The 19,792-nt window shown below is 73.1% G+C and carries 21 protein-coding genes; 8 read left to right on the top strand and 13 right to left on the bottom strand.

Translation table 11 applies throughout. From position 1 onward, the window contains the following. The first annotated feature begins 1 nt into the window (after position 1). A complete protein-coding gene (locus tag RWK90_RS08345; RefSeq protein ID WP_314036687.1) occupies positions 2-436 on the top strand; it encodes a nuclear transport factor 2 family protein in 435 nt (144 codons plus the stop codon). A gap of 25 nt (positions 437-461) precedes the next feature. On the opposite strand, the gene RWK90_RS08340 is transcribed toward RWK90_RS08345, so the two are convergent. Then, a complete protein-coding gene (locus RWK90_RS08340) occupies positions 462-1,814 on the bottom strand; it encodes a lipase family protein (protein ID WP_314036685.1) in 1,353 nt (450 codons plus the stop codon). A 144-nt stretch (positions 1,815-1,958) separates the two neighbouring features. Then, entirely contained in the window at positions 1,959-3,314 is a 1,356-nt protein-coding gene (locus tag RWK90_RS08335) for a lipase family protein (protein WP_314036683.1), read from the bottom strand. Positions 3,315-3,743: 429 nt separating this feature from the next. Here RWK90_RS08335 and RWK90_RS08330 point away from each other — a divergent pair, with 429 nt between their 5' ends. Next, positions 3,744-4,466 carry a hypothetical protein gene (locus tag RWK90_RS08330; RefSeq protein WP_314036681.1) on the top strand — a complete coding sequence of 241 codons (723 nt, stop codon included), beginning with the start codon at positions 3,744-3,746 and terminating at the stop codon, positions 4,464-4,466. 98 nt (positions 4,467-4,564) lie between these two features. Here the strand turns inward: RWK90_RS08330 and RWK90_RS08325 are convergent, their stop codons facing one another. The 3 genes from RWK90_RS08325 to RWK90_RS08315 all read right to left on the bottom strand — a co-directional run bounded on the left by RWK90_RS08325 (position 4,565) and on the right by RWK90_RS08315 (position 7,947). After that, positions 4,565-5,446, bottom strand: coding sequence for a DUF4261 domain-containing protein (locus tag RWK90_RS08325; protein WP_314036679.1), 882 nt, complete (start codon positions 5,444-5,446; stop codon positions 4,565-4,567). 59 nt (positions 5,447-5,505) lie between these two features. After that, complete coding sequence (locus tag RWK90_RS08320; RefSeq protein ID WP_314036677.1) at positions 5,506-6,375, bottom strand: alpha/beta fold hydrolase; 870 nt, start codon at positions 6,373-6,375, stop codon at positions 5,506-5,508. A gap of 306 nt (positions 6,376-6,681) precedes the next feature. After that, a complete protein-coding gene (locus tag RWK90_RS08315; RefSeq protein ID WP_314036675.1) occupies positions 6,682-7,947 on the bottom strand; it encodes a lipase family protein in 1,266 nt (421 codons plus the stop codon). Between the two features lie 234 nt (positions 7,948-8,181). Between RWK90_RS08315 and RWK90_RS08310 the strand changes: the two genes are divergently transcribed. After that, positions 8,182-8,685, top strand: a complete 504-nt coding sequence (locus tag RWK90_RS08310; RefSeq protein WP_314036673.1) for an SRPBCC domain-containing protein — start codon at positions 8,182-8,184, stop codon at positions 8,683-8,685. Then, a complete protein-coding gene (locus RWK90_RS08305) occupies positions 8,682-9,134 on the top strand; it encodes a helix-turn-helix domain-containing protein (protein WP_314036671.1) in 453 nt (150 codons plus the stop codon). Before RWK90_RS08310 ends, RWK90_RS08305 begins: the two co-directional genes overlap by 4 nt. Here RWK90_RS08305 and RWK90_RS08300 read toward each other — a convergent pair. After that, the gene (locus tag RWK90_RS08300) at positions 9,131-10,036 is read right to left on the bottom strand and encodes a hydrolase (protein WP_314036669.1); all 906 of its coding nucleotides are present in this window, start codon (positions 10,034-10,036) and stop codon (positions 9,131-9,133) included. The genes RWK90_RS08305 and RWK90_RS08300 overlap by 4 nt on opposite strands. Continuing rightward, complete coding sequence (locus RWK90_RS08295; RefSeq protein ID WP_314036667.1) at positions 10,033-10,215, bottom strand: hypothetical protein; 183 nt, start codon at positions 10,213-10,215, stop codon at positions 10,033-10,035. Before RWK90_RS08295 ends, RWK90_RS08300 begins: the two co-directional genes overlap by 4 nt. A 184-nt stretch (positions 10,216-10,399) precedes the next feature. Here RWK90_RS08295 and RWK90_RS08290 point away from each other — a divergent pair, with 184 nt between their 5' ends. Continuing rightward, a complete protein-coding gene (locus RWK90_RS08290; RefSeq protein ID WP_314036665.1) occupies positions 10,400-11,017 on the top strand; it encodes a GyrI-like domain-containing protein in 618 nt (205 codons plus the stop codon). A gap of 214 nt (positions 11,018-11,231) precedes the next feature. Here RWK90_RS08290 and RWK90_RS08285 read toward each other — a convergent pair whose 3' ends face one another. Continuing rightward, a complete protein-coding gene (locus RWK90_RS08285; RefSeq protein ID WP_314036663.1) occupies positions 11,232-12,665 on the bottom strand; it encodes a sugar porter family MFS transporter in 1,434 nt (477 codons plus the stop codon). Positions 12,666-12,848: 183 nt separating this feature from the next. On the opposite strand from RWK90_RS08285, the gene RWK90_RS08280 reads away from it, so the two are divergent. Then, complete coding sequence (locus RWK90_RS08280) at positions 12,849-13,232, top strand: nuclear transport factor 2 family protein (protein ID WP_314036661.1); 384 nt, start codon at positions 12,849-12,851, stop codon at positions 13,230-13,232. A gap of 46 nt (positions 13,233-13,278) precedes the next feature. Here RWK90_RS08280 and RWK90_RS08275 read toward each other — a convergent pair whose 3' ends face one another. After that, the gene (locus tag RWK90_RS08275; protein ID WP_314036659.1) at positions 13,279-13,968 is read right to left on the bottom strand and encodes an AIM24 family protein; all 690 of its coding nucleotides are present in this window, start codon (positions 13,966-13,968) and stop codon (positions 13,279-13,281) included. A gap of 39 nt (positions 13,969-14,007) precedes the next feature. Here RWK90_RS08275 and RWK90_RS08270 point away from each other — a divergent pair, with 39 nt between their 5' ends. Then, entirely contained in the window at positions 14,008-14,289 is a 282-nt protein-coding gene (locus tag RWK90_RS08270) for an Lrp/AsnC family transcriptional regulator (protein WP_149291081.1), read from the top strand. Between the two features lie 18 nt (positions 14,290-14,307). Here the strand turns inward: RWK90_RS08270 and RWK90_RS08265 are convergent, their stop codons facing one another. The 3 genes from RWK90_RS08265 to RWK90_RS08255 are packed head-to-tail and all read right to left on the bottom strand — an operon-like array spanning position 14,308 to position 16,675. Further along, positions 14,308-15,396 carry a 2-dehydropantoate 2-reductase gene (locus RWK90_RS08265; RefSeq protein WP_314036655.1) on the bottom strand — a complete coding sequence of 363 codons (1,089 nt, stop codon included), beginning with the start codon at positions 15,394-15,396 and terminating at the stop codon, positions 14,308-14,310. A 60-nt stretch (positions 15,397-15,456) separates the two neighbouring features. Continuing rightward, a complete protein-coding gene (locus tag RWK90_RS08260) occupies positions 15,457-16,149 on the bottom strand; it encodes an SDR family oxidoreductase (RefSeq protein ID WP_314036653.1) in 693 nt (230 codons plus the stop codon). A 46-nt stretch (positions 16,150-16,195) separates the two neighbouring features. Further along, positions 16,196-16,675: a MarR family transcriptional regulator gene (locus RWK90_RS08255; RefSeq protein WP_314036652.1), complete on the bottom strand. Its 480-nt coding sequence runs from the start codon at positions 16,673-16,675 to the stop codon at positions 16,196-16,198. Positions 16,676-16,806: 131 nt separating this feature from the next. On the opposite strand from RWK90_RS08255, the gene RWK90_RS08250 reads away from it, so the two are divergent. Then, entirely contained in the window at positions 16,807-17,640 is an 834-nt protein-coding gene (locus RWK90_RS08250) for an alpha/beta fold hydrolase (protein WP_314036650.1), read from the top strand. Between the two features lie 22 nt (positions 17,641-17,662). On the opposite strand, the gene RWK90_RS08245 is transcribed toward RWK90_RS08250, so the two are convergent. Continuing rightward, positions 17,663-19,792: a PhoX family phosphatase gene (locus RWK90_RS08245; RefSeq protein WP_314036648.1), complete on the bottom strand. Its 2,130-nt coding sequence runs from the start codon at positions 19,790-19,792 to the stop codon at positions 17,663-17,665.

Here is a 19,792-nt window from a genome sequence, read left to right as displayed (position 1 = left end):
CATGAGCCGAACACTGGTCGAGTTATCCGACCGCTGGGATCTGCAGGACCTCATGACCAGGTACGCGACCTGCATCGATGCGCGCGATTTCGACGGTCTGGACGGGGTCTTCACGCCCGACGCCCGGGTGAGCTTCGTCGCGTCGGGTGGGCCGGAGGACGCCTACCCGGCGATCCGGGCGTGGCTGGCCGAGACGCTGCCGATCTTCGCGGCGACCCAGCACCTCATGGGCAACCTGGCGGTGGAGCTGGCGGGGGACACCGCCAGGGGCCGGTGCATGTGCTTCAACCCGATGGCGCTCAAGCCGGTGGAGGCGAAGGACCAGAAGGTGTTCTTCTACGGACTGTGGTACGTGCTGGAGTTCGTCCGTACCGGCGAGGGCTGGCGGATCGCGTCGCTCACGCAGGAGCAGGCGTACCACCACAACCTGCCCTGACCCAGCCGCGCGGCCGGGACCGCGGTCAGAGCGTCCCGCACGAGCTGGGCGCCGGCAGCCCGAGCACCCGGTCCTTCAGGTAGCGGGCCCCGGTCAGGGCCTCGGTGATCATGGGGATCGCGTGGTCCACCACCAGGCCGGGCGCCACGGCGGGGACCTCGGTGGTGCGCAGCTCGACCGGGGTGCCCTGGGTGCACCACTGCCGGGCGAGGTCGACGGCGGTGTGGTGCGGCACCACGTCGTCGTTGCGCCCGATGATCACCATGGCGGGTGCCTGCGGGGCGACGGTGCCGAGGTCGTAGCCGTCGAGGATCCGCATGATCTCCGGTTCGGACTGGACGGCCTCGGACAGGGGCCGCCCGTCGCGGGTGAAGGCGCTGGTGCGCCACAGCCCGTAGGTCAGCGCGGTCTCGGCGACGCACTGGCCCGCGGTCACCTGGACCATGCGGCGGCCCTCGTCGTTGAGGAGGCGGTCGAAGGCCGGCCGGGTGTGCGGGTGGATCTCTTCGATGCCGTTGATTGCGTAGCCGACGGCGCCGGTGAGCAGGCCGCCGTCGACCCGGGCGAGGGTGTCGATCATGGCGGAGGGGGGAGCGCCCGCGGCGATGCCCACGAGGTCGATCTCGGGGGCGTAGGTGGGCTGGAGCTCGCCCATCGCGGCCGCGGCGCCGCCGCCCTGCGAGTAGCCGGTGACGACGGTCTTGGAGTCGGGTGCGAGGTCGGTGCCGGGCAGGCGGAGGGCGGCGCGGGCCGCGTCGAGGGCGGCCCGGCCCTGGGAGTCGCGGTTGATGTACGGGTGGTGGCCGGGAGTGCCGAGGCCCGCGTAGTCGGTCACCACCACGGCGAACCCCTCGTTGATCAGCGGCAGGGCGTCGATCACCGAGTACCCGGCGGCCAGCGAGGGCGGGTCGGTCTGGGCGGCCAGGCCCACGGTCATGGAGCGGGAGGGCGCGCACTGGTCGCCCTGCCCCTGGGTGCCGGGCGTGACCACGGCCAGCGGCCGGGGGCCGGGCCCGGCCCACGGTGTCTTGGGCTGCAGGTAGGTTCCGGTCACGGCGATCGGCCCGCCGGCGGCGCCGGTGGAGCGGTACATGATGCGCTGCGCCTCGGCGGGTAGCGCGCCGCCTGCCAGGTCGGGGACGCTGGGGAAGAACGGCATGGGTTCGGTGCGGATCACGGCGCCCGGCTCGGCGGGCAGTTCGGCGGGCGGGGTGTAGAACGCGGTCCCGACCGCGGCGTTGGACGAGCCCCCGACCTGGGCGCCGGCGGTGGGCGCGGTGGGTGCGAGGGCGGGGACCAGTGCGGTGCCCAGGCCGGCGATGAGTCCGACGACGACGAGGCGGGCCCGCCCGAGGCGGCCGGTGGGGCTGGTGCGCACGTGTCCTCCAGGGTGGTGTCCGTGGCCCGCTCGAGCGGTGGCGCCCGCCGGCCCGGTGGGTGGGAGGACTGTAACGCAGGTCTCATTCCGGGTGGGGGTCTCCCGGTGGGCGCCGGCTCACCCGACGCCCGCCGGGGGGTTCGCTCACACGCTCCCGCACGAGTTCGGCGCCGGCACGCCGCGGACGCGCTCCATGAGGTAGCGCGCGTTGGTCGGCCGCTCCGACAGCATCGGGATCGCGTGGTCGATCACCAGGCCCGGGGCCAGTGCCGGGACCTCGGCCGTGCGCAGCTCGACGGTCGTGCCCTGCGCGCACCACCTGCGGACGAGGTCCACGGCGGTCTCGTGCGGCACCACGTCGTCGTTCCTCCCGATCAGCACCAGGGCCGGGACGGTCGGCGCCTCGTCGCCCAGGTTGTAGCCCTCGATGACGCGCATGATCTCGGGCTCGGACCGGGCCGCGTCGGCGAGGGACCGGCCGTCGCGGGTGAACTCGGTGGTGCGGCGCAGGCCGTAGGCGACGCCGGTCTCGGCGACGCACTGGCCGGCGGTCACCTCGAGCATCCGGCGCCCCTCGTCGTTGAGCTGCCGGTCGAACGCCGCGCGCAGTTCCGGGTGGACCTGCAGGATGCCGTTGATCGCGTAGCCGGCCGCGCCGGTGAGCAGGCCGCCGTCGATGCGCTCGAGCGTGCCGATCATGTCCGACGGCGGCGCGCCCGCCGCGATGCCCACGAGGTTGACGTCCGGGGCGTAGGTCGGGTGCATCTCGCCGGCGGCCGCCGCGGCGCCTCCGCCCTGGGAGTAGCCGCTGACGACGGTCTTGGAGTCGGGGGCCAGGTCGGTGCCGGGCAGGCGCAGCGCGGCGCGGGCGGCGTCCAGCGCCGCGCGGCCCTGGGAGTCGCGGTTGACGTACGGGTGGTGGCCGGGAGTGCCGAGGCCCTCGTAGTCGGTCACCACCACGGCGAAGCCCTCCCCGACCATCGTCAGGGCGTCGAGCACCGCGTACCCCGCGGCCGCCGACGGCGGTGCGGTCTGGACGCCGAGCCCGACCTCCATGGACTTCGACGGCGCGCACTGGTCGCCCTGACCCTGCGTGCCCGGAGTGACCACCGCGAGCGGGCGTGGCCCGGGCCCGGCCCACGGTGTCTTGGGCTGCAGGTATGTCCCCGTCACGGCGATCGGCCCGCCCGCCGCGCCGGTGGAGCGGTACATGATGCGCTGCGCGTCGGCCGGCAGGGCGCCGCCGCCGGCGAGGTCGGGGACACTCGGGGTGATGGTCATCGGCTCGGTGCGGATGACGGTGCCCGGTTCGGCGGGGAGCTCGGCCGGCGGGGTGTAGAACGCGGTGCGGTCCGGCATGGTCGACGAGCCCTGTGCGGCGGCGACCGGGGCGCCGGGGGACGCGGCGGGAACCAGCGCCGCCGCGAGCCCGAGAGCCAGGGCGCCCGCGACCCTGGTGAGTCCGGGCGTGCGGTGGCGGCGGTTGTTCGGTGTTCTCACGAGTGCTCCCCGGTGTCATGGTGGTCCGTCCAGAAGACCTTGGCTGGACAAAACCCTAGCTTCTGTCATTCACAGGCGGTGACGTGCCTCACCACCGCTGGCGCGCGGAGGGTCTCGCGCCTGCCCGGCGGCGTCGGTGGGTGACGATCAGGACACATTCGGATCACCGTGAACTTCACGGTGGCCCCTGTCGTAGACCGCTGTTACGGTGATGCCGTGCCTAAAGACGTACTGATGTGCTGGCGACGCGGACCGGAGTGGTCCCGCGTCGTCCACGCCCGCACGGCGTAGTACGGACGATGCGCGGACCCACCGGGACGGGTGGGTCGCGTCGACATCGGCGGCGGTCCGCCACGGAGCCCGGGTCCACCCTCGTGACCCCACGGTCCGGATACCCGATCCGACCGGCAGACCTCAGGAGAGTTCCAGGTGACCGCAAGTCCCCAGACCGTCTTCCATGCGCTCGAGGACACTGATGTCCTGGTGAGCGCGCGCTCCCTGGGCGAGTACACGGACATGTTCGGGCTGGACTCGGACGACCTGCTGCGGCGGATCGTCGACTGCCCGGGCGGGGCCGCCAGCGCGGTCGCGGAGATCTGCGCGGCCGGGGGAGACGCGGTGGCCGTGGACCCGCAGTACGCCCGCGGGGCGGACGACCTCCGCGCGCGCATCCTCGCCGATGTCGAGAGGTCGGTCGAGCAGAAGAAGGCGCGCGAGGTGGACTTCGACTGGGACGTGCGCGGGGGAGTGATCGGCCACGAGACCATCCGCCGTACCGCCGCGGACCGCATGCTCGTCGATCTGGCGGCCTCGCCCGAGCGGTACATCGCCGGGGCGCTGCCCTCCCTGCCGCTGGCCAGCGACTCGGCCGACCTGGTGCTGTGCTCCCACCTGCTGTTCACCTATGCCGACCGCATGGATCTCGCCGATCACGTCGACGCGATCGTCGAGATGGCCCGCATCGCCCCGGAGGTGCGGATCTATCCGCTCGTCGACCACCTGGGCAACCCGCTGCCGGAGCTGGTGCGCAGCGTCATCGCGCGACTCAAGAAGGAGCGGCTCACCAGTCGGATCGAGCCGGTCATCCGGCCGTTCCAGCTGGCGGCCACCACGCGCCTGGTGGTGGAGCGGATGAACCACCACCGACCGTGATCCCGGGGCGCCGCCGCGGGGGCCGGGCCCACGCCGGTCAGGCCTGCGGGTGCCGGGCCCGCGCCGGTCAGCCCCGCGGGTGCCGGGCCGCGCGCCGGTCAGGCCCGCGGGCCGGGTGCCAGCCGGAGGATCTCCTGGCCGGTGAACGGGGAGACCTCGGGGCTCGCGAGCAGGGGCTGCGGCCCGCCGACCTCGATCGTCTGACCGGGCTGGAGGACGGTGCCGGTCGCCAGCGAGTAGGCCACGAGGTTGCACATCTCGGAGTACACGGCGGCCGGCGGGGCGTCGACGTCCAGCCGCTCGAGGTCCATCCGCCCGAACCGGCCCATCCCCGTGGTGTACACGCAGGACGTGGTCTGCGACTGCATCCCCGCCCGCACCCCGACGAGCGCGGGGGCCGGCACCGGGTTGGCCGTCACGAGATCGCGGTACGGGACGGCCGGCAGGGTCATCGCGGCGCCGCCCACGGTGACCGCCACCGAGCCGGGTAGCGCTGTCAGTGCTGCCGTCACGTTCGCGACCGCCAGCTCGCACCGCAGCGTCTCGAGCCGCGGGTCCATGTACTCGGGATCGGTGGGCTCGCCGTCGTCCCCGATCGGCCCCCACCGGAACGCGGCCACCACGACCTGGGACAGATGGCTCTCCACGACGGCCTCGCCACCGTTCCACGCGGCCAGGTCGCGCGTGTACTGCGCGGCCTCCGGCACGGGGGCGTCGATCGAGGAGACGATGACGGTCGCGTCCTCGACGTGCACGGCGGAGGCGGGGTCGTCCTCGGTGCCGCGTTCGACCTCGTAGGAGCCCTCGAAGATCTCCGCGAGCAGCTCGCCGATCTCCTCGTGGCCGGGGGCGGGCCGGTCGAGCAGCACGATCGCCACCGGCGTCTGCTTCCAGGACAGGTCCTCGCCGGTCCGCGGGTCGACGGCGGGCGGCTGGTCCTGCGGCTGCTCGGGCTGGCCGGGCTGCGGCGTGTCGGTCATGCTCCGAGGCTAACCCGCGGAGCCGCCGTCGCCGCCACGCCCGCCCGGCCCGACGGTCCTCAGTTCAGGAAGAAGTCGATCACCAGGCGCTCGAACTTGTCCTTCTGCTCGATCATCGCCCAGTGGCCGCAGCGGGAGAACGAGTGCAGCTCGGCGCGGGGCAGCTGTCGGAACGCGAAGTGCGCCTGCTCGTACGGCAGCATGCGGTCGTCGCGGCCCCAGATGAGCAGTGTCTCCTGCTTGATCTGGGACGCGCGGGCGTACAGCGGGGTGTAGGCGTTCTCGGGCTTGAGGATGGAGCCGAAGATCGCGTACATGCGCTCCACGGCACCGGGCGCGGTGGCGGCCTCGGTGCGGGCGCGGATGAGCTCGGGGGAGACGATCTTCTTGTTGCCGACCATCGTGTCGACCCAGGCGCTCATCTTCTCGTCGGTCGGGTCGGCGAGGAACTCGAACAGGCGGCGCGAGCCCTCGCTGGGCTCCGGGGTGAAGAGCGGCGCCGCGAGGCCGCCGGGGCCCATGAGGGCCATCTTGCGGACCCGGTCCGGGTACGCCAGCGCGGTCTCGCAGGCCACGTTGCCGCCCATGGAGTTGCCGACGATGTCGACCTTCTCGATGCCCTTGGCCTCGCAGAACGCGTCGATCGCCTCGGCGGCGATCTTGGGGTAGGCCTTCTCCCACTCCAGGTCCGAGCTCTTCCCGAAGCCCGGCATGTCGAGCAGGATGGTGTGGAACCGCTCGGCGAAGACGGGGAAGTTGCCGGAGAAGTTGGACCACGCGGTGACGCCCGGGCCGGAGCCGTGGAGGAACAGGACGGGGACCGCGCTCTCGGGCTCGGCGACGCTCTGCTCGCCCGCCTCGTGGTAGTGCAGCTCGAAGCGGCCGGCGGTGATGGTCTTGCTGGTGGACTCGAAGTCGAGGGCGCTCATGCCGCTGAGGATACTAGAACAGGTTCTAGGAATCCCGCCGTCATCCGAAATTAAGTCAGCCGCGCGGGGAGTCCCTGAAACATCCCCGCGCGGCGATGACGAGACTCTAACCCGTGTGCGTGCGATGTGACAAGTCTGTAACGATTATTGCGCAGGTCACACTTTCCGCCCGGGCCGCGGTGCTCTTATCGTGGGAAAACGCCGTCGCCCAAGTGGACGCCCGCATCGATCGGGGGTACCCGACGTGACGGGGGTCACCCCCCACTGTGCGCCGGCGCCGCCCGCGGTGGCCCGTCCGGTTGCGGTTCACCCCATGACCCGGGCGAGGAAGGCGGTGGTGTCCGGGGTCGCGGCGTAGACGGTGCCGCTGTGGTCCCGGTCGGGGTAGACGCGCAGCTCGAGGGGCTGCCGGTTGAGCGTCATCTCGGCCGCCAGCGACAGTGCCGAGGGGGCGGGGACGTCCACGTCCAGCAGGCCCTGGCCGAGGAAGACGGGCCGGTCGTAGCCGACGGCCGGCGTGCCCATGTAGCGCCGCAGGTGGCCGAACACGTCGGGGATCTCCTGCAGTGGGCGGGACAGCGCCTGTGAGATCTGGAACCCGCCGACCTTCTCCCGCATCGCGGCGTAGCAGAGGGTCTCGGCGGCGTCGACCATCTCGCGGCCGGCGGGCGTGAGGTACCCGTTGATGTCGAGCTCGGGGTGCTGATCCCGGAATCCGGCGAGGATGTACATCGCGTAGGTGTTGAGCCCGGTCGGCAGCTGTACGGGCGGGAACCCGGGTCCGCCCCACTGGAAGAGGTGCTCGATGTTGGCGGGGGCGCCGGTCGCGACCACGCCGCGGTAGTCCAGGCCCGCGGGGGCGCCGAGTTCGGTGGCGCGGGTGGCGGCGACGAGGGCGGCGTCGGCGCCCTGGGACTGTCCGACGATGCCCCACCGCGCCGCGAGCGGCAGCCCTGCGCCCCGGGCGGCGGTCACCGAGTCGACGATCCCGCGCGCGGCGGCCTGCCCGTTGAGGTAGCTGAGCAGGCCGGGGGTGCCGAGGCCCGCGTAGTCGGCGGAGACGACGGCGTATCCGCGGTCCAGCCAGTGGTCGAGGTAGTCGGCGTCGCGCGGGGAGCGCGGGTGGGTGGACGGTGCGCAGTCGTCGCCGAGGCCGGTGGTGCCGTGCGCCCACGCGATCACAGGCCACCCGCCCGGCGGGGGCGCGCCGTGCGGCAGGAAGACGGCGGAGGTCGCGATGGCGGGGCGTCCGTGCTGGTCGATGGTCCCGTAGGCCTGCCGTACCGCCTGTCCGGCCCGGGGGAGCGTGAGCGACGGGTCGAGCGGGACGGTCGCCGCCGCGACGCCGGGCGCGGGGATCGGCCGGTCCCAGACGCGGGTGTCGAGCCCGGACCAGGTGGGTGCGGGGTTCGTAGCGGGGCCGGCGACGTCGGCGTAGGGGGTGGCCACCGCGGCCGGGTCGGGTGCCGGCGCCGCGCCGGCGGCGGGGGTGGTGAGAGGGGCGACGACGACGAGGGCGGCCGCTGCCGCCGTGAGCAGACGCGGCATCCGCGGAACGGTGAGGGGGTTCATACACGGAGAGTAGTCCGCGCCCCGGGCCTCGGCGTGTCGGTTGGCGCCGACCCGCCTCGCCGACGGGGTCACGCCCGCCGGCGTTGCCGCGCCCGCCGGCGGCGTCGGGGATCCTGGTGCGCCGACTGCAACCCGGGGGTTGCACATGGGTGGTGGGCGTGGCATCGTGGGCGTCAGGTGCAGTCGCGACACGAGCTCACCGAGCGGGACGCACCTCGAGGGAAGGGGAACCCCATGAGCGAGAACCCGATGCCCGTCAGTGGCGCCGCCGCGCCCGGACCGGGGGCGACCACCGGCGACGTGCCCGACGAGATCGTCCACAGCATCCACATCGACGCCTCTCCGCAGGCGGTATGGGACATCGTGTCGGAGCCGGGGTGGTTCATCAACGACGGCACGTGGACCGAGCACGAGATCATCACCGACGGGGACGTCTCGCGCGTGACCGACCCGGTGCACGGCGAGTTCACGATCGCGACCGTCGAACTGGCCCCGCCGCGACGCGCGGTGTTCCGCTGGCTCGGTGGCATGGCGGGCGAGGTCGACGAGGCCCCGTCCAACCTGGTGGAGTTCACGATCGAGGACCACGGATCCGGCGTCGTCCTGACCGTCCGGGAGACCGGGTTCGCGGGGCTGGACGAGGACGCGGTCGTGCGGCGTCAGCGGTTCGAGGAGAACGCCGAGGGCTGGGTGACGGAGCTGGAGCTGGCACGGGTGCGCGCCGAGGGCGGCGGATGAGGAGGCCGACCGATCCCGCGGCCGGCCTGCTCAGCGAGGAGGCCGACGACGTGTTCTCCGCCCTGGCGGACCGGACCCGCCGGCGGGTCCTCGTCCGGCTCGCCGATCGGCCCGACGACGCCGGCGCCGTGGCCCGCGATCTCGGCGTGAGCCGCCAGGCGGTGGCCAAGCACCTGCGCGTGCTCACGGAGTCGGGCCTGGTGTCCGCCCGGGCTGACCGGCGTCGCCAGGTGCACGCCGTGCGCCCGGACCGGATCCGGGAGATCTCCGATCTGCTGGGCGCGGTGTCGCGGGGGTGGGACCGTCGCCTCGCGCAGGTCAAGGAGCGCGCCGAGGCGGCCGACCGCGCGGAATCGGCCGAACGCACGGAGCCGGCCGACCGCACTGAGCCGGCCGACCGCGGCGGGGGCGCCGAGCCCGGCGGGCGCGCGGAGCCGGGCGGGGCCTAGGTGAGGTGGTCGTACTCGCCGGCGACCCACGCCGCGTAGCGTTCGGCCGACCGCCGGACGGCGCCCCGGGCGTCGCGCGGGACGCACCCCCCGAAGTTGCTGTAGAGCCTGTCGAACTCGTACCGCGAGACGTGGTCGGCGATCCGGCGCACCACGGCCCCGGACAGCGGCATCCAGTTGGGGAACGAGCGCATGAAGGTCACCCACTCCCGGTCGGCGACCGTGCCGATGGTGTCGCCGCTGAACAGGACGCCCGCGCCGTCGGGGGCCGTCCAGTGCACCACGACACTGCCCGGGAAGTGCCCTCCGGGCTGGGACGCCCGCACGCCGGGCAGGATCTCGATATCGCCGCCCGCGTCGGGGTCGGCGGCGTGGCCGCCGCCCCACACCACGGTGTTGGCCGGCCGCAGTCCGAGCCACTGCTCGTCGGGCGCGGAGACGTACACGGGGCAGTCGTCGAACGCGGCCGACCACAGGGACTGGACTCCATACATGTGCGGGTGCGAGGCGATGATCGCCGAGAGCCCACCCCATCCGCGGATGGCGGCGACCGCCTCGTCACTGATGTAGTTCGGGACCTCGACCAGCACGTTCCCGTGGTCGGTGCGGATGAGCGAGGGCCGCTGCCCGATGCCGGGGCAGCCGCGTTGATCGATGCCGATGACGTCCGTCTCGCGCTCGGCGAACTCGAGGAACGCACCGGAGTCGCGCGACTGCTCGGGGCTCGTCCACCGCTGGCCGCCGGCGGGCACGTACTGGCGTTCGTCCGCGCAGATCGGGCACACCTCGGGCAGGGGCTCCGCCCGCTCGACGCCGCAGGTCGCGCACTGGATCACCGAACCCGGGCCCGCCCCGTTCGATCCGAGGTCGGACCCCGCCCCGGCGCCGCGCGCCGCGCTCACGGCATGTCCCCCTCGATGTCGACGGGGTGCCACGACTCGCCCACCTGCACCTCGAGGGACCCGTCGGTGGGCCGGGTCTCCTGCTGACCGCCCACGGCGGCCTCGAGGGCCTGCTGGGCGGTCTCGTGCTCGCCGAGATCGATGGTCTGGTCGGGGGAGTGGAGGCGGTAGTGGGGCATGCCCCCAGTGTCCCCCCGCCCGGCGCGGGCCGCATCCCAGATGAGCGGGGGCCGCAACCGCCTACGCGGACGGGGCCCGCATCCCCGACGCGCACGGGGGGCCGCGCCGCTGCTCGGCGGGTCTTCCACTCCGTCCGTCCGCAGCGCACACTGGGACCAGGACCAGCGCCGGAAGGGGCACACCATGTCGTCGTCATCCTCCCCGTCCCCCGATCGGTCGCCCGACGCGCCCGACGCGCCCGCCGACCCGCCCCCCGGGTACCCCGACCTGGGCCCGGATCCTGTCGACGGGATCCGGCTGCTGCGCGTGCCGGCCGTGCCCACCGCCGTGGTGCGCGTGACGGGCGTGCCGATGTCCGAGTTGGCCGAGGTGTTCGACTCCGCCTTCGGGACCGTCCTGCCCCGCGGGTTCGAGGCCGGCCTCGCCCCAGCGGGACCGCCCATCGCGCTGTACACCGCCGCGATCGAGGGTCCCGACTCCGTGGTGGACCTGGAGATCGGCTTCCCGCTCCGGGCGCCGCTGGTTGAGCAGGTGGGGGCGGAGCCGATCGAGGTCGACGGTCGGCGGATCGTCGCGTCCGAGCTGCCCGCCGGCGAGATCGCCGTGATCAGCCACGTGGGCTCGTACGACGACCTCGGCCACGCCTGGGGCGAGTTCATGGGCCGCATCGCGGGGACGGGCCGCGCCCCCGGGGTGCCGTTCTGGGAGGCGTACGTCACCGAACCCTCGCCCGACACGGACCCCGCCACGCTGCGCACCGACCTGTTCTGCGCGGTGCGCACGCCTGACGACGCGGCCTGACCCGGGCCCGCCGCCTCCCGAGAGGGTTTCCCGCGTCAGCCGTCGCTTGTGTACGTTCCGCCGGGAGGCGTCCTGGGCGAACGCGGGCCGAAGCGACGGCTGGCGCAGACGAGCCGCGGTGAGGGTGCCCGGGCCGGGCCGAAGCGACGGCTGGCGGAGGCGGGCCACGGCGAGGGCGCCCGGGCCGGGCCGGCCGGCGGCGGGGGAGCGCCGGCTACTCCATGTCCTCCAGCGAACGGCCGGTGGTCTCGGGGATGAACCGCGCCACGAAGAGCAGGGAGAGCAGCGCCGCGACCGCGTAGAAGCCGTACGTGAACGGCAGGCTGAACTCGGCCATCGGCGGGAACGCGGTCGACACGGCGAAGTTCGCCAGCCACTGCGCGGCCGCCGCCAGCCCCAGCGCGGTGGAGCGGATCCGGTTGTTGAACATCTCGCCCAGCAGCACCCACACCGCCGGGCCCCACGACATGCCGAAGAACACCACGAATCCGTTGGCCGCGATCAGCGCGACGAGCCCGGAGGTGTCGCCGAGCTGCGGGGCGAGTTCGCCGTCGGGGCCGGCCACCATCGTCGCCTGACTGAACATCGCCGCCATCACCGCCAGGCAGACCGTCATGCCGACGGACCCGATCATGAGCAACCTGCGACGACCGATCTTGTCGATGAGCGCGATCGCCACGATCGTCACCACGATGTTCGTCACCGACGTGATGACCGACTGCGTGAACGCGTCCTCCTCGGCGAAACCCACCGACTGCCACAGCGTGGTGGAGTAGTAGAAGATCACGTTGATGCCCACGGCCTGCTGGAACACCGACAGGATGATGCCGATCCACACGATGGGCAGCAGGTTCCACCCGCCCGGCCGGACCAGATCCCGCCACGACTGCCGGCGGTCCTCGCGCACCGTCGCCCGGATCTCGCGGATGCGGGAATCGATGCCGCCCTCCTGGATGGAGCGCAGCACCCGCTTGGCCTCGTCGACCATCCCCCGGCCCACCAGGTAGCGCGGCGACTCCGGGATCATCAGCGCGAGCACGCCGTAGGCCACCGCGGGGATGACCTCCGCCCAGAACATCCACCGCCAGGCCGCCGCCCCGAACCACAACTCCTCGATCGCGCCCCCGGCCACTCCCGCCAGCCACGCGTCCGAGAGCAGTGCCACGAAGATGCCCGACACGATCGCCAGTTGCTGCAGCGACCCGAGGCGGCCGCGGACGGCCGGCGGCGCCACCTCCGCGATGTACGCCGGGGCGATGACCGACGCGGCGCCCACCCCGAGTCCGCCGAGGACGCGCCAGGCGATGAGGTCCCACGGGCCGAACGCGAGCCCCGATCCCAGTGCGCTCGCGAGGAACAACACCGCCGCCAGCACCATGACGCGTGTGCGGCCCCAGCGGTCGGCCAGCCGCCCCGCCAGGTAGGCCCCGAGGATGCACCCGAGCAGTGCCGAGGACACCGTGAACCCGATGAGGCCGGCGCCGATGCCGAAGGTCTCCTGCACCGCGTCCACCGCGCCGTTGATGACGGCGGTGTCGAAGCCGAACAGGAAGCCGCCCAACGCGGCGACCAGGGAGATGATCACCACCCGGCCGGTGTGGAAGGACTCCTCCTCGGACGGTTGCCGAGGCGTCTGCTGTGTGGACATCGCCGACCCCGCTCCCGGGCCCGCCGGCCCTGTGACAGTGGTGACAGGAGGGTAGGGCCGAGTCCGGAGGGGCGCAACCGGCGCGCGGTTCCAGCGGAAATGACCCGGTGCGCACCCACGGCGCGAGAACACGTTCTAGGCTCGGGGTCACCTCGTCGTCGTCACCGAAAGGGCCACCACACCGTGAGCGCCGCACCCACCGCACCCGAGCAGATCCGCGCCACCGCGCAGTCCTACGTCGACGCCCTCGTCGCCGGCGACCTCGAGGCCGTCATGGCCCTCTACGCCGAGAACGCCACCGTCGAGGACCCCGTCGGCGGCGGCACCGTCCACGAGGGCGCCGAGGCCATCCGCGCCTTCTACTCCACCGTCACCGCGCTGGAGATCGACGCGAAGGTCCTCGAGACGCGCGTGTGCGGCAACGACCTGCTGTTCAACTTCGAGATCACCACCCACTTCGACGGCGGTACCAAGGCCACCATCAACGTGTGGGACCTCATGAGCCACGACGCCGACGGCAAGGTGGCCTCGATGCGCGCCTACTGGACCCCGGAGAACATGAGCTGAGCCGCGCCCGGCCGGGGCGTCGCCGCCGCGCCCGGCCGGGGTGGGCCTACGACCCGCCCTGGCCCCCCGCGCCCTGCGGCACGTTCTCCGACGGCTGGACCACCACCAGGCCCTGCCCGCCGAACGCCAACTGGAACGTCTCGCCGGACCCTCCGCGGATCAGCGACCGAAGGCCGCCGGTGTCCACGCGGACGTCCATCGACACGCCGGCCGTCCACAGCACCACGGCCTGCGGATCCGCGAAGGTCGGGGCCTGCGCCACGTCGAGCGCCACCGGCTGCCCCTTGGTCGTCACCGCGACGAAGCCCGTCCCGCGCAGGGAGACGTTGAACAGGCCACCGGTCATGACCGCACCCTTCGCGGCGATGCGGTGGATGTCCCACGCGATGCCCTCGGAGAACGCCAGGACACTCGCGCCGTTCACCGAGATCATGTCGTCCTCCAGGTACAGGACCTGCACCTCGGACGCCTGATCGGCCAGGAACAGCTCCCCGCGACCGGCGCAGCGCATGAGCGGCACGCCCTCGCCCGTCGCGGCGGCCTTGAACATCTTGCCGAGCCCGCCGCTGCCGACGTTCTCGAACCCGATCTGCCCCTGGTAGGCGACCATCGACCCGGTCCGCGCCAGAATCGGCTGGTCCGCGAGGGTGACCTTGAGCAGTTTGGAGTTCTGGAGCGCGAACGGGCGGCTGGTCTCCGCCTCCCGGGCGTTCTGGAAGAGGTCGCCGTGGATCATGGCGTCGACGCTACCCGCGCCTGCGCTAGCGTGGATCGCATGATCACCGCAATCGTCTTCGTCCACGCCGAGACGGCGCGGATCCCCGAGGTCGCCGGGGCCATCGCCGAGATCGACGGCGTGTCCGAGGTGTACTCCGTCACGGGCACCATCGATCTCATCGTGCTGGTCCGCGCGCGGCGCAACGAGGAGATCGCCGACATCGTCTCCGACCGGCTCAACAAGGTGCCCGGCGTGTTGGACACCGAGACGCACATCGCGTTCCGCACCCAGTCCAAGCACGACCTCGAGGCCGCGTTCTCCATCGGCTACGAGGACTGACCGGTCGGCCGGCGGGCCTCACGACGACTGACGGCTCACCTGTTCGGTGCGGGCGAGCCGCCGCGCCCGGCGTCGCGCGCGCTGTAGTTCGGCCAGCAGGTCCGGCCCGGTCCAGCGGCGCCGGTTCTCGCCGTCGGCCTCGGCCTCCCGCACCAGCTCGACGATCCGCTCGCAGGCCGGCGCGCTCAGTCCCAGTTGCCGGGCCAGCCTCACGACCTTGCCCTGCAGGACGTCGATCTCGGTGGGCCGGCCTCGCAGCAGGTCGTCGTTCATCGACGAGGTGCCGTCGGCGTCGACCCGCATCACGGCCCGGCCGAGCCGGCGGAACAGCGGGGTCGGCAGGCGCATGACCACGGGCAGGGCCCCGGCCGGGACGGCGAGCGGCACCCGCGGCACCACGCCCGCGGCGGTGAACACCCGGTTCGCCTCCGCCTGGCACAGGGCGAGGCACCGTCGCAGGTCACGGTCGAGAAGCTCGGTGCGCAGCGGCAGTCCGGACAGAGCCTGGACGGCGTTGTTGAGGTTCATGAGGATCTTGCCGTGCAGCACGGCCTGGATGTCGTCCGTGGGCCGCAGCGGCAGCCCGGCCTCGGCGGCGGTACGCAGCAGCGGGGCGATCATCGGGTGCTCGGCGATCCGGATCTCACCGGTGGACGTGCGGCGGTAGGTGGCGGGCCCGGTGCGGGCGACGTTGAACGGCACGACGCCGGCGATCACCGGCGCCGAGTCCACGCCCTCCCGGATGAGGTCCGCGGAGTGCAGCCCGTTCTGCAGTCCCACCACGAGCGTCGTGGGGCGCAGGAGCGGCGCGAACTCGGCGGTGGCGGCGGCGGTCTGCCCGGCCTTGGTGCACACCAGGACGACGTCGGCGCGACGCACCGACTCCGGGGTGGTGGCCAGCGTGAGCGCGTCGGCGGGCACGTGGAGCCGGCCGCCCTCGTCGCCGCCCGCCTCGACCGTGAGGCCGAGGTCACGGATCGGGTCGAGCACGCGGGGTCGGCCGACGAGGGTCACGTCGGCGTGGCGGGCGAGCCGGCCGCCGAGATAGCAGCCGACCACGCCCGCGCCGATCACGGTGATCCGCAGAGGGGAATCGGGGCTGGTCATGGTGGTGGAGACGTTACGACACGCGTGCCCGGGTCGGAGGGGGTTCGCCGGACGCGGTCGTCAGCGCGGCCGGGGTCGCAGGACGACCTCCGTGGGGTGGGCGTCCGGGGTGGACTCGAGGGCGTGACGGACCGCCGTGGCCACCGAGTGGGGGCTGAGGTAGGCGTCCGGGTCGTAGGCGTGGCCCTCGTGGGCGACGATCGCGCGCTGCATGTCCGTGTCGACGCGGCCGGGGTGGATCGAGGTGACGCGCAGGTCGGGTTCCTCGCCGCGGAGCGTGTCGGTGACGGCGCGGAGCGCGAACTTGGAGGCGCTGTAGGAGCCCCAGCCGGGTTTGGCGGTGGTCCCCGCGCCGGAGTTGACGACGACGACGTGGCCCCGGGCCGCGCGCAGCGCCGGGAGCAGTGCCCGGGTCAGCTCGACCACGGCCAGCACGTTGACCTCGAACGCGCGGCGCCACTGCCCGGCGTCGGTGTGCTCGATCCGGCCGAGATCGGCGACCCCGGCGCAGTGGACCAGGCCCGCGAGCGGGCTGGTGTCGTGGGCAGCAGCGGAGGCCTCGGCGACACGGGCGACGCCGTCGGCGGTGGTGAGGTCGGCCTCGACGATCCGGGCGGCACGGCATTCGGCGGCCACCGCCCGCAGCGCGTCGGGGTCGCGGCCGACGAGGACCAGCTCGTGCCGGGGGGCGAGGGTCAGGGCGGTGGCCGCCCCGATCCCGCGGGAGGCGCCGGTGATGACGACAGTGCTCATGCCCGCCGAGGCTAGCCGCGCGCGCCCGGGCGTCCTGGCGGGCGGGTCACTCGGGGTCGGTGTCGAAGGAGTCCAGCAGCGCGGTGAACGCGGGGACCGCCGCCGTGAGCAGGTGGCGCTGCTCGCTGCTCAACCGGTCCAGGTGCCGGGCGAAGTCCCGGTCGCGGTCGGCCAGCACCTGCTCGATGCGCGCCCGGCCCAGGTCGGTCAGGCGCACACAGACACCCCGCCGGTCGGACTCGTCGGGCTCCCGCTCGACGTACCCCATCGCCTCGATCACGCTCACCGAGTTGCTGGTGGTGGGCACCCGGACGTTCTCCAGGCGGGCCAGGTCCGTCATCCGCAACCGCCCGTGACAGGCCAGGGTGTGCAGGATCGACGTCTGTGCCCTGCTCAGCGCGTACTGGGTGGCCTGCCGACGGACCAGCAGGTCCAACCGCAGGAGGATCGGCCGGAACTGTTCGGCCAGACCCAGAGCGGGCCCCCCGGCTCCGGTGTCCGGTTCCCTCGTCGTCGTCGTCGCCATCACACCAGCCCCCTCGACACCGGCTCCCCCCCGGGAGCCTCGCGGCCCCGAATGTAAGCCCGATTTCTCCCGCCGTGGGGAGTCACGTGGAGGCACTGGTGGGGCGCGGCGCGGTGATGGACACTGACGCCATGGGTTTGTATCACCAGATCACCGGGAGCGGACCGACGATCATCCTCATCCACGGCGTCTGTCACCGCGCGCACGCCTGGGACCCCGTCGTCCCGCTGCTCGCCGACCGGTTCCGTCTGGTCGTCGTGGACCTGCCCGGACACGGGCGCTCCGCCGACCTACCCGACGTCGGGGACGTCCTCGACCACTTCGTCGGCGAACTCGTCGACCTGATCGAGCAGGTCGTCCCGGCCGGCGAGCGCCCGCACATCGCCGGCAACTCCCTCGGCGGCTTCCTGGCCCTCGAACTGGGGGCGCGCGGCCTGGCCAGCAGCGTCACCGCGCTCTCCCCCGCCGGGTTCTTCCGCTCCCAGGCCGAGTGGCGCTACACGATCACGGTCTTCCGCAGCCTGCGGCGGGCGGCCGGCAGGCTCGGGCGGCACATCCCCGCGCTCACCGAACGGGCCGCCACGCGCGCCGCGTTGATGGCGGTGTTCTGCGCCCGCCCGTGGCGCTACCCCGCCGAGGCCGCCGCGATCGACAGCGAGGCGATCGTGTCCAACACCGTCCTCGACCGGGCCGACCGGCGCACCTTCCTGTTCTCCGCCCCCGTCGACGAGGACCTGCCCATCACCATCCGGTGGGGCCGGTTCGACATGGTCCTGCCCGTCGGGCAGGTCGCGCTCGCCACCCGGCTGTTCCCGCAGGCGCGGGTCGAGATCACCGCCGACGGGCACGTGCCGATGTCCGATGACCCGGAGGGCGTGGCCGCCTCGATCGCGGCCTGCGCCGAGCGTGGCCTGGCGTATGCGGGCGCGGTCCCGGCCGCCGGGGCCGCGCCCGCCGCGCGGTAGGTGGCCGCACCCGCCGCGCGGGTCAGCGGCCGAGCGAGCCCGCCTGCAGCGAGCCCGAGCCGAGGGGCCCGGCGCCGAGCGAGCCGGAGCCGCCCGTGAAGCCGTCGCGCCAGGCCACCACCGTCGACGGCCGCGGCTGCGAGTCGCCGCCGTCGGGCCAGTGGGAGGCCGGGTTCTCGATCGTCGCGTCGTCCGTCTCGCCCGGGTGCTGGACGTTGACGATCGCGCGGTCCGCGAAGACCAGCGGGCCGCAGGTCTCGGCCCCGATCGGCACGGTGAGGAACAGCTTGGTCTCGCCGCGGTTCGGGCCCTCGGTGGCCACCGAGTACAGGCCGTCGTTGAAGCCGAGCGCGTTGCCGTCGGTGGACACCCACAGCCCGCCGGCCGGGTCGAACGCGACATTGTCCGGGCAGGAGATGGGGCTGACCTTGGACTTGTCGAAGCCGCCGAAGTACGAGTCGGCTTCGGCGGGATCACCGCAGACGAGCAGCAGGTTCCAGCCGAAGGTGGTGCCGGCGTGGTCGTCGGTGATCTCCACGACCTGGCCGTGCTTGTTGTTGTGCCGCGGGTTGGCCTCGTCGGCGGTGGGCTGGCCCGCGGTGCCGCGGCGCGAGTTGTTGGTCAGCGCCATGTAGACCTTCCCGGTGGTCGGGCTGGGCTCGACGTCCTCGGGCCGGTCCATCTTGGTGGCGCCGACCGCGTCCCCGGCCATCCGGGTGTGCACGGCGACCTGCTCGGGGGTCATCCCGTCGACGTGGGAGACGGCCCTGCCGTCGGCGTTCACGGTCATGAGGGGGATCCAGGTGCCGGTGCCGTCGAACGCGCCGTCGGACGGCAGGGCGCCCGAGCCGTCGATCTCCGAGGCGGGCGAGTTGCCGGAGAACGTGGCGACGTAGAGGGTGCCCTCGTCGAGGATCCGCATGTTCTGGGCCCGCGCGGACCGCGTGTTGCCGGGGACGATGCGGCGGCTGGAGACGAACTTGTAGAGGTAGTCGAAGCGCTCGTCGTCGCCGGAGTAGGCCACCACGGTCCCGCCGGGGGTGACGTGGATGCTGGCGCCCTCGTGCTTGAACCGGCCCATCGCCGAGTGCTTGACCGGGGTCGAGTGGGGATCCCACGGGTCGACCTCGACGACGTACCCGAAGCGGTTGACCTCGTTGGGCTCGGCGGCCAGGTCGAAGCGCTCGTCGAACCGCTCCCACTTGCGTCCCGACGGCGAGGCGCTGATGCCGTAGCGGCGCAGCTGCTCGAGGCGGTCGACGTCGGTGATCGTCCCGGAGGTGCCGAAGTACTGGTTGAAGTTCTCCTCGCCGGACAGCACGGTGCCCCACGGGGTGTGCCCGCCCGCGCAGTTGTTCAGCGTCCCCAGCACCCGCGTGCCGGTGGGGTCGGCGGTGGTCCGGGTGAGGGGGCCGACGGCCGGGCCGCGCAGCTCGAACGGGGTGGTGGCGGTGATGCGCCGGTTGTACGAGCCCATGACGGGGTCGAGACCGCCGTCGCCCGGGCGGCTGGCCAGCTCCACGACGGTGAGGCCGTGGGCGGCCCACGCGATCTCGACCTGCTCGCGCGTGGGGTTCGCGGAGTCGTAGCCGCGGAACATGGTGGGTTCCGTCGTGTACTCGTGGTTGACGGTGAGCAGGTAGCGGCCGTCGCGGTCGTCCATCGGGAACATCACGGCGAGGTCGCAGTTGTAGCCGTACTGCATGGCCTGCGCCGGCGCGGTCTGGTTCTCGAAGTCGAACTCCGGCGCGCCGGGGATGACGGGGTCGCCCCAGCGGATCACGACGTCGCTCGAGTACCCCTCGGGCACGGTGACCGCGTCGGCCCTGTTGGGGGCGACCGGGGTGAAGCCGGTGTCGAGGGTGGCGCCGCCCGTCGAGCCCGTGGCCGGAAGCGAACCGGCGGCGGAGGAACCCTGCGCGGCCGCGGTCGCGGGCAGGACCTGGGTGGCGCCCACGGCCAGCGCCACGACGCCCGCGGCCTTGAGCGCCCCCCGTCTGCTGATCTCCGTGGCGACGTCACCGAAGTACGGGTTGTCGGTGGTGTTGGGCACCGGGGCGGCGCACTGGTCTCCACACTTGTACACACAGGTCACGTGCTGGCGGTTGGAGATCCCCGGGGTGGCGATCGGAAGCAGACGGCGGACGGACAT

The organism is Dietzia sp. CH92, assembly GCF_032248695.1.
Taxonomy (GTDB): Bacteria; Actinomycetota; Actinomycetes; order Mycobacteriales; family Mycobacteriaceae; genus Dietzia.
Note: the sequence above shows the minus strand (reverse complement) of the source record. Positions and strands in the feature narration are given on the sequence as shown.

Bases quoted from the DNA above. Each gene is read 5' to 3' on its own strand.
- RWK90_RS08295 (WP_314036667.1), bottom strand. From the start codon at position 10,215: ATGCCCCACTACCGCCTCCACTCCCCCGACCAGACCATCGATCTCGGC.
- RWK90_RS08255 (WP_314036652.1), bottom strand. From the start codon at position 16,675: ATGGCGACGACGACGACGAGGGAACCGGACACCGGAGCCGGGGGGCCC.
- RWK90_RS08320 (WP_314036677.1), bottom strand. From the start codon at position 6,375: ATGAGCGCCCTCGACTTCGAGTCCACCAGCAAGACCATCACCGCCGGC.
- RWK90_RS08275 (WP_314036659.1), bottom strand. From the start codon at position 13,968: ATGATCCACGGCGACCTCTTCCAGAACGCCCGGGAGGCGGAGACCAGC.
- RWK90_RS08305 (WP_314036671.1), top strand. From the start codon at position 8,682: ATGAGGAGGCCGACCGATCCCGCGGCCGGCCTGCTCAGCGAGGAGGCC.
- RWK90_RS08265 (WP_314036655.1), bottom strand. From the start codon at position 15,396: ATGACCAGCCCCGATTCCCCTCTGCGGATCACCGTGATCGGCGCGGGC.
- RWK90_RS08310 (WP_314036673.1), top strand. From the start codon at position 8,182: ATGAGCGAGAACCCGATGCCCGTCAGTGGCGCCGCCGCGCCCGGACCG.
- RWK90_RS08270 (WP_149291081.1), top strand. From the start codon at position 14,008: ATGATCACCGCAATCGTCTTCGTCCACGCCGAGACGGCGCGGATCCCC.
- RWK90_RS08250 (WP_314036650.1), top strand. From the start codon at position 16,807: ATGGGTTTGTATCACCAGATCACCGGGAGCGGACCGACGATCATCCTC.
- RWK90_RS08345 (WP_314036687.1), top strand. From the start codon at position 2: ATGAGCCGAACACTGGTCGAGTTATCCGACCGCTGGGATCTGCAGGAC.
- RWK90_RS08245 (WP_314036648.1), bottom strand. From the start codon at position 19,792: ATGTCCGTCCGCCGTCTGCTTCCGATCGCCACCCCGGGGATCTCCAAC.
- RWK90_RS08260 (WP_314036653.1), bottom strand. From the start codon at position 16,149: ATGAGCACTGTCGTCATCACCGGCGCCTCCCGCGGGATCGGGGCGGCC.
- RWK90_RS08285 (WP_314036663.1), bottom strand. From the start codon at position 12,665: ATGTCCACACAGCAGACGCCTCGGCAACCGTCCGAGGAGGAGTCCTTC.
- RWK90_RS08290 (WP_314036665.1), top strand. From the start codon at position 10,400: ATGTCGTCGTCATCCTCCCCGTCCCCCGATCGGTCGCCCGACGCGCCC.
- RWK90_RS08315 (WP_314036675.1), bottom strand. From the start codon at position 7,947: ATGAACCCCCTCACCGTTCCGCGGATGCCGCGTCTGCTCACGGCGGCA.
- RWK90_RS08325 (WP_314036679.1), bottom strand. From the start codon at position 5,446: ATGACCGACACGCCGCAGCCCGGCCAGCCCGAGCAGCCGCAGGACCAG.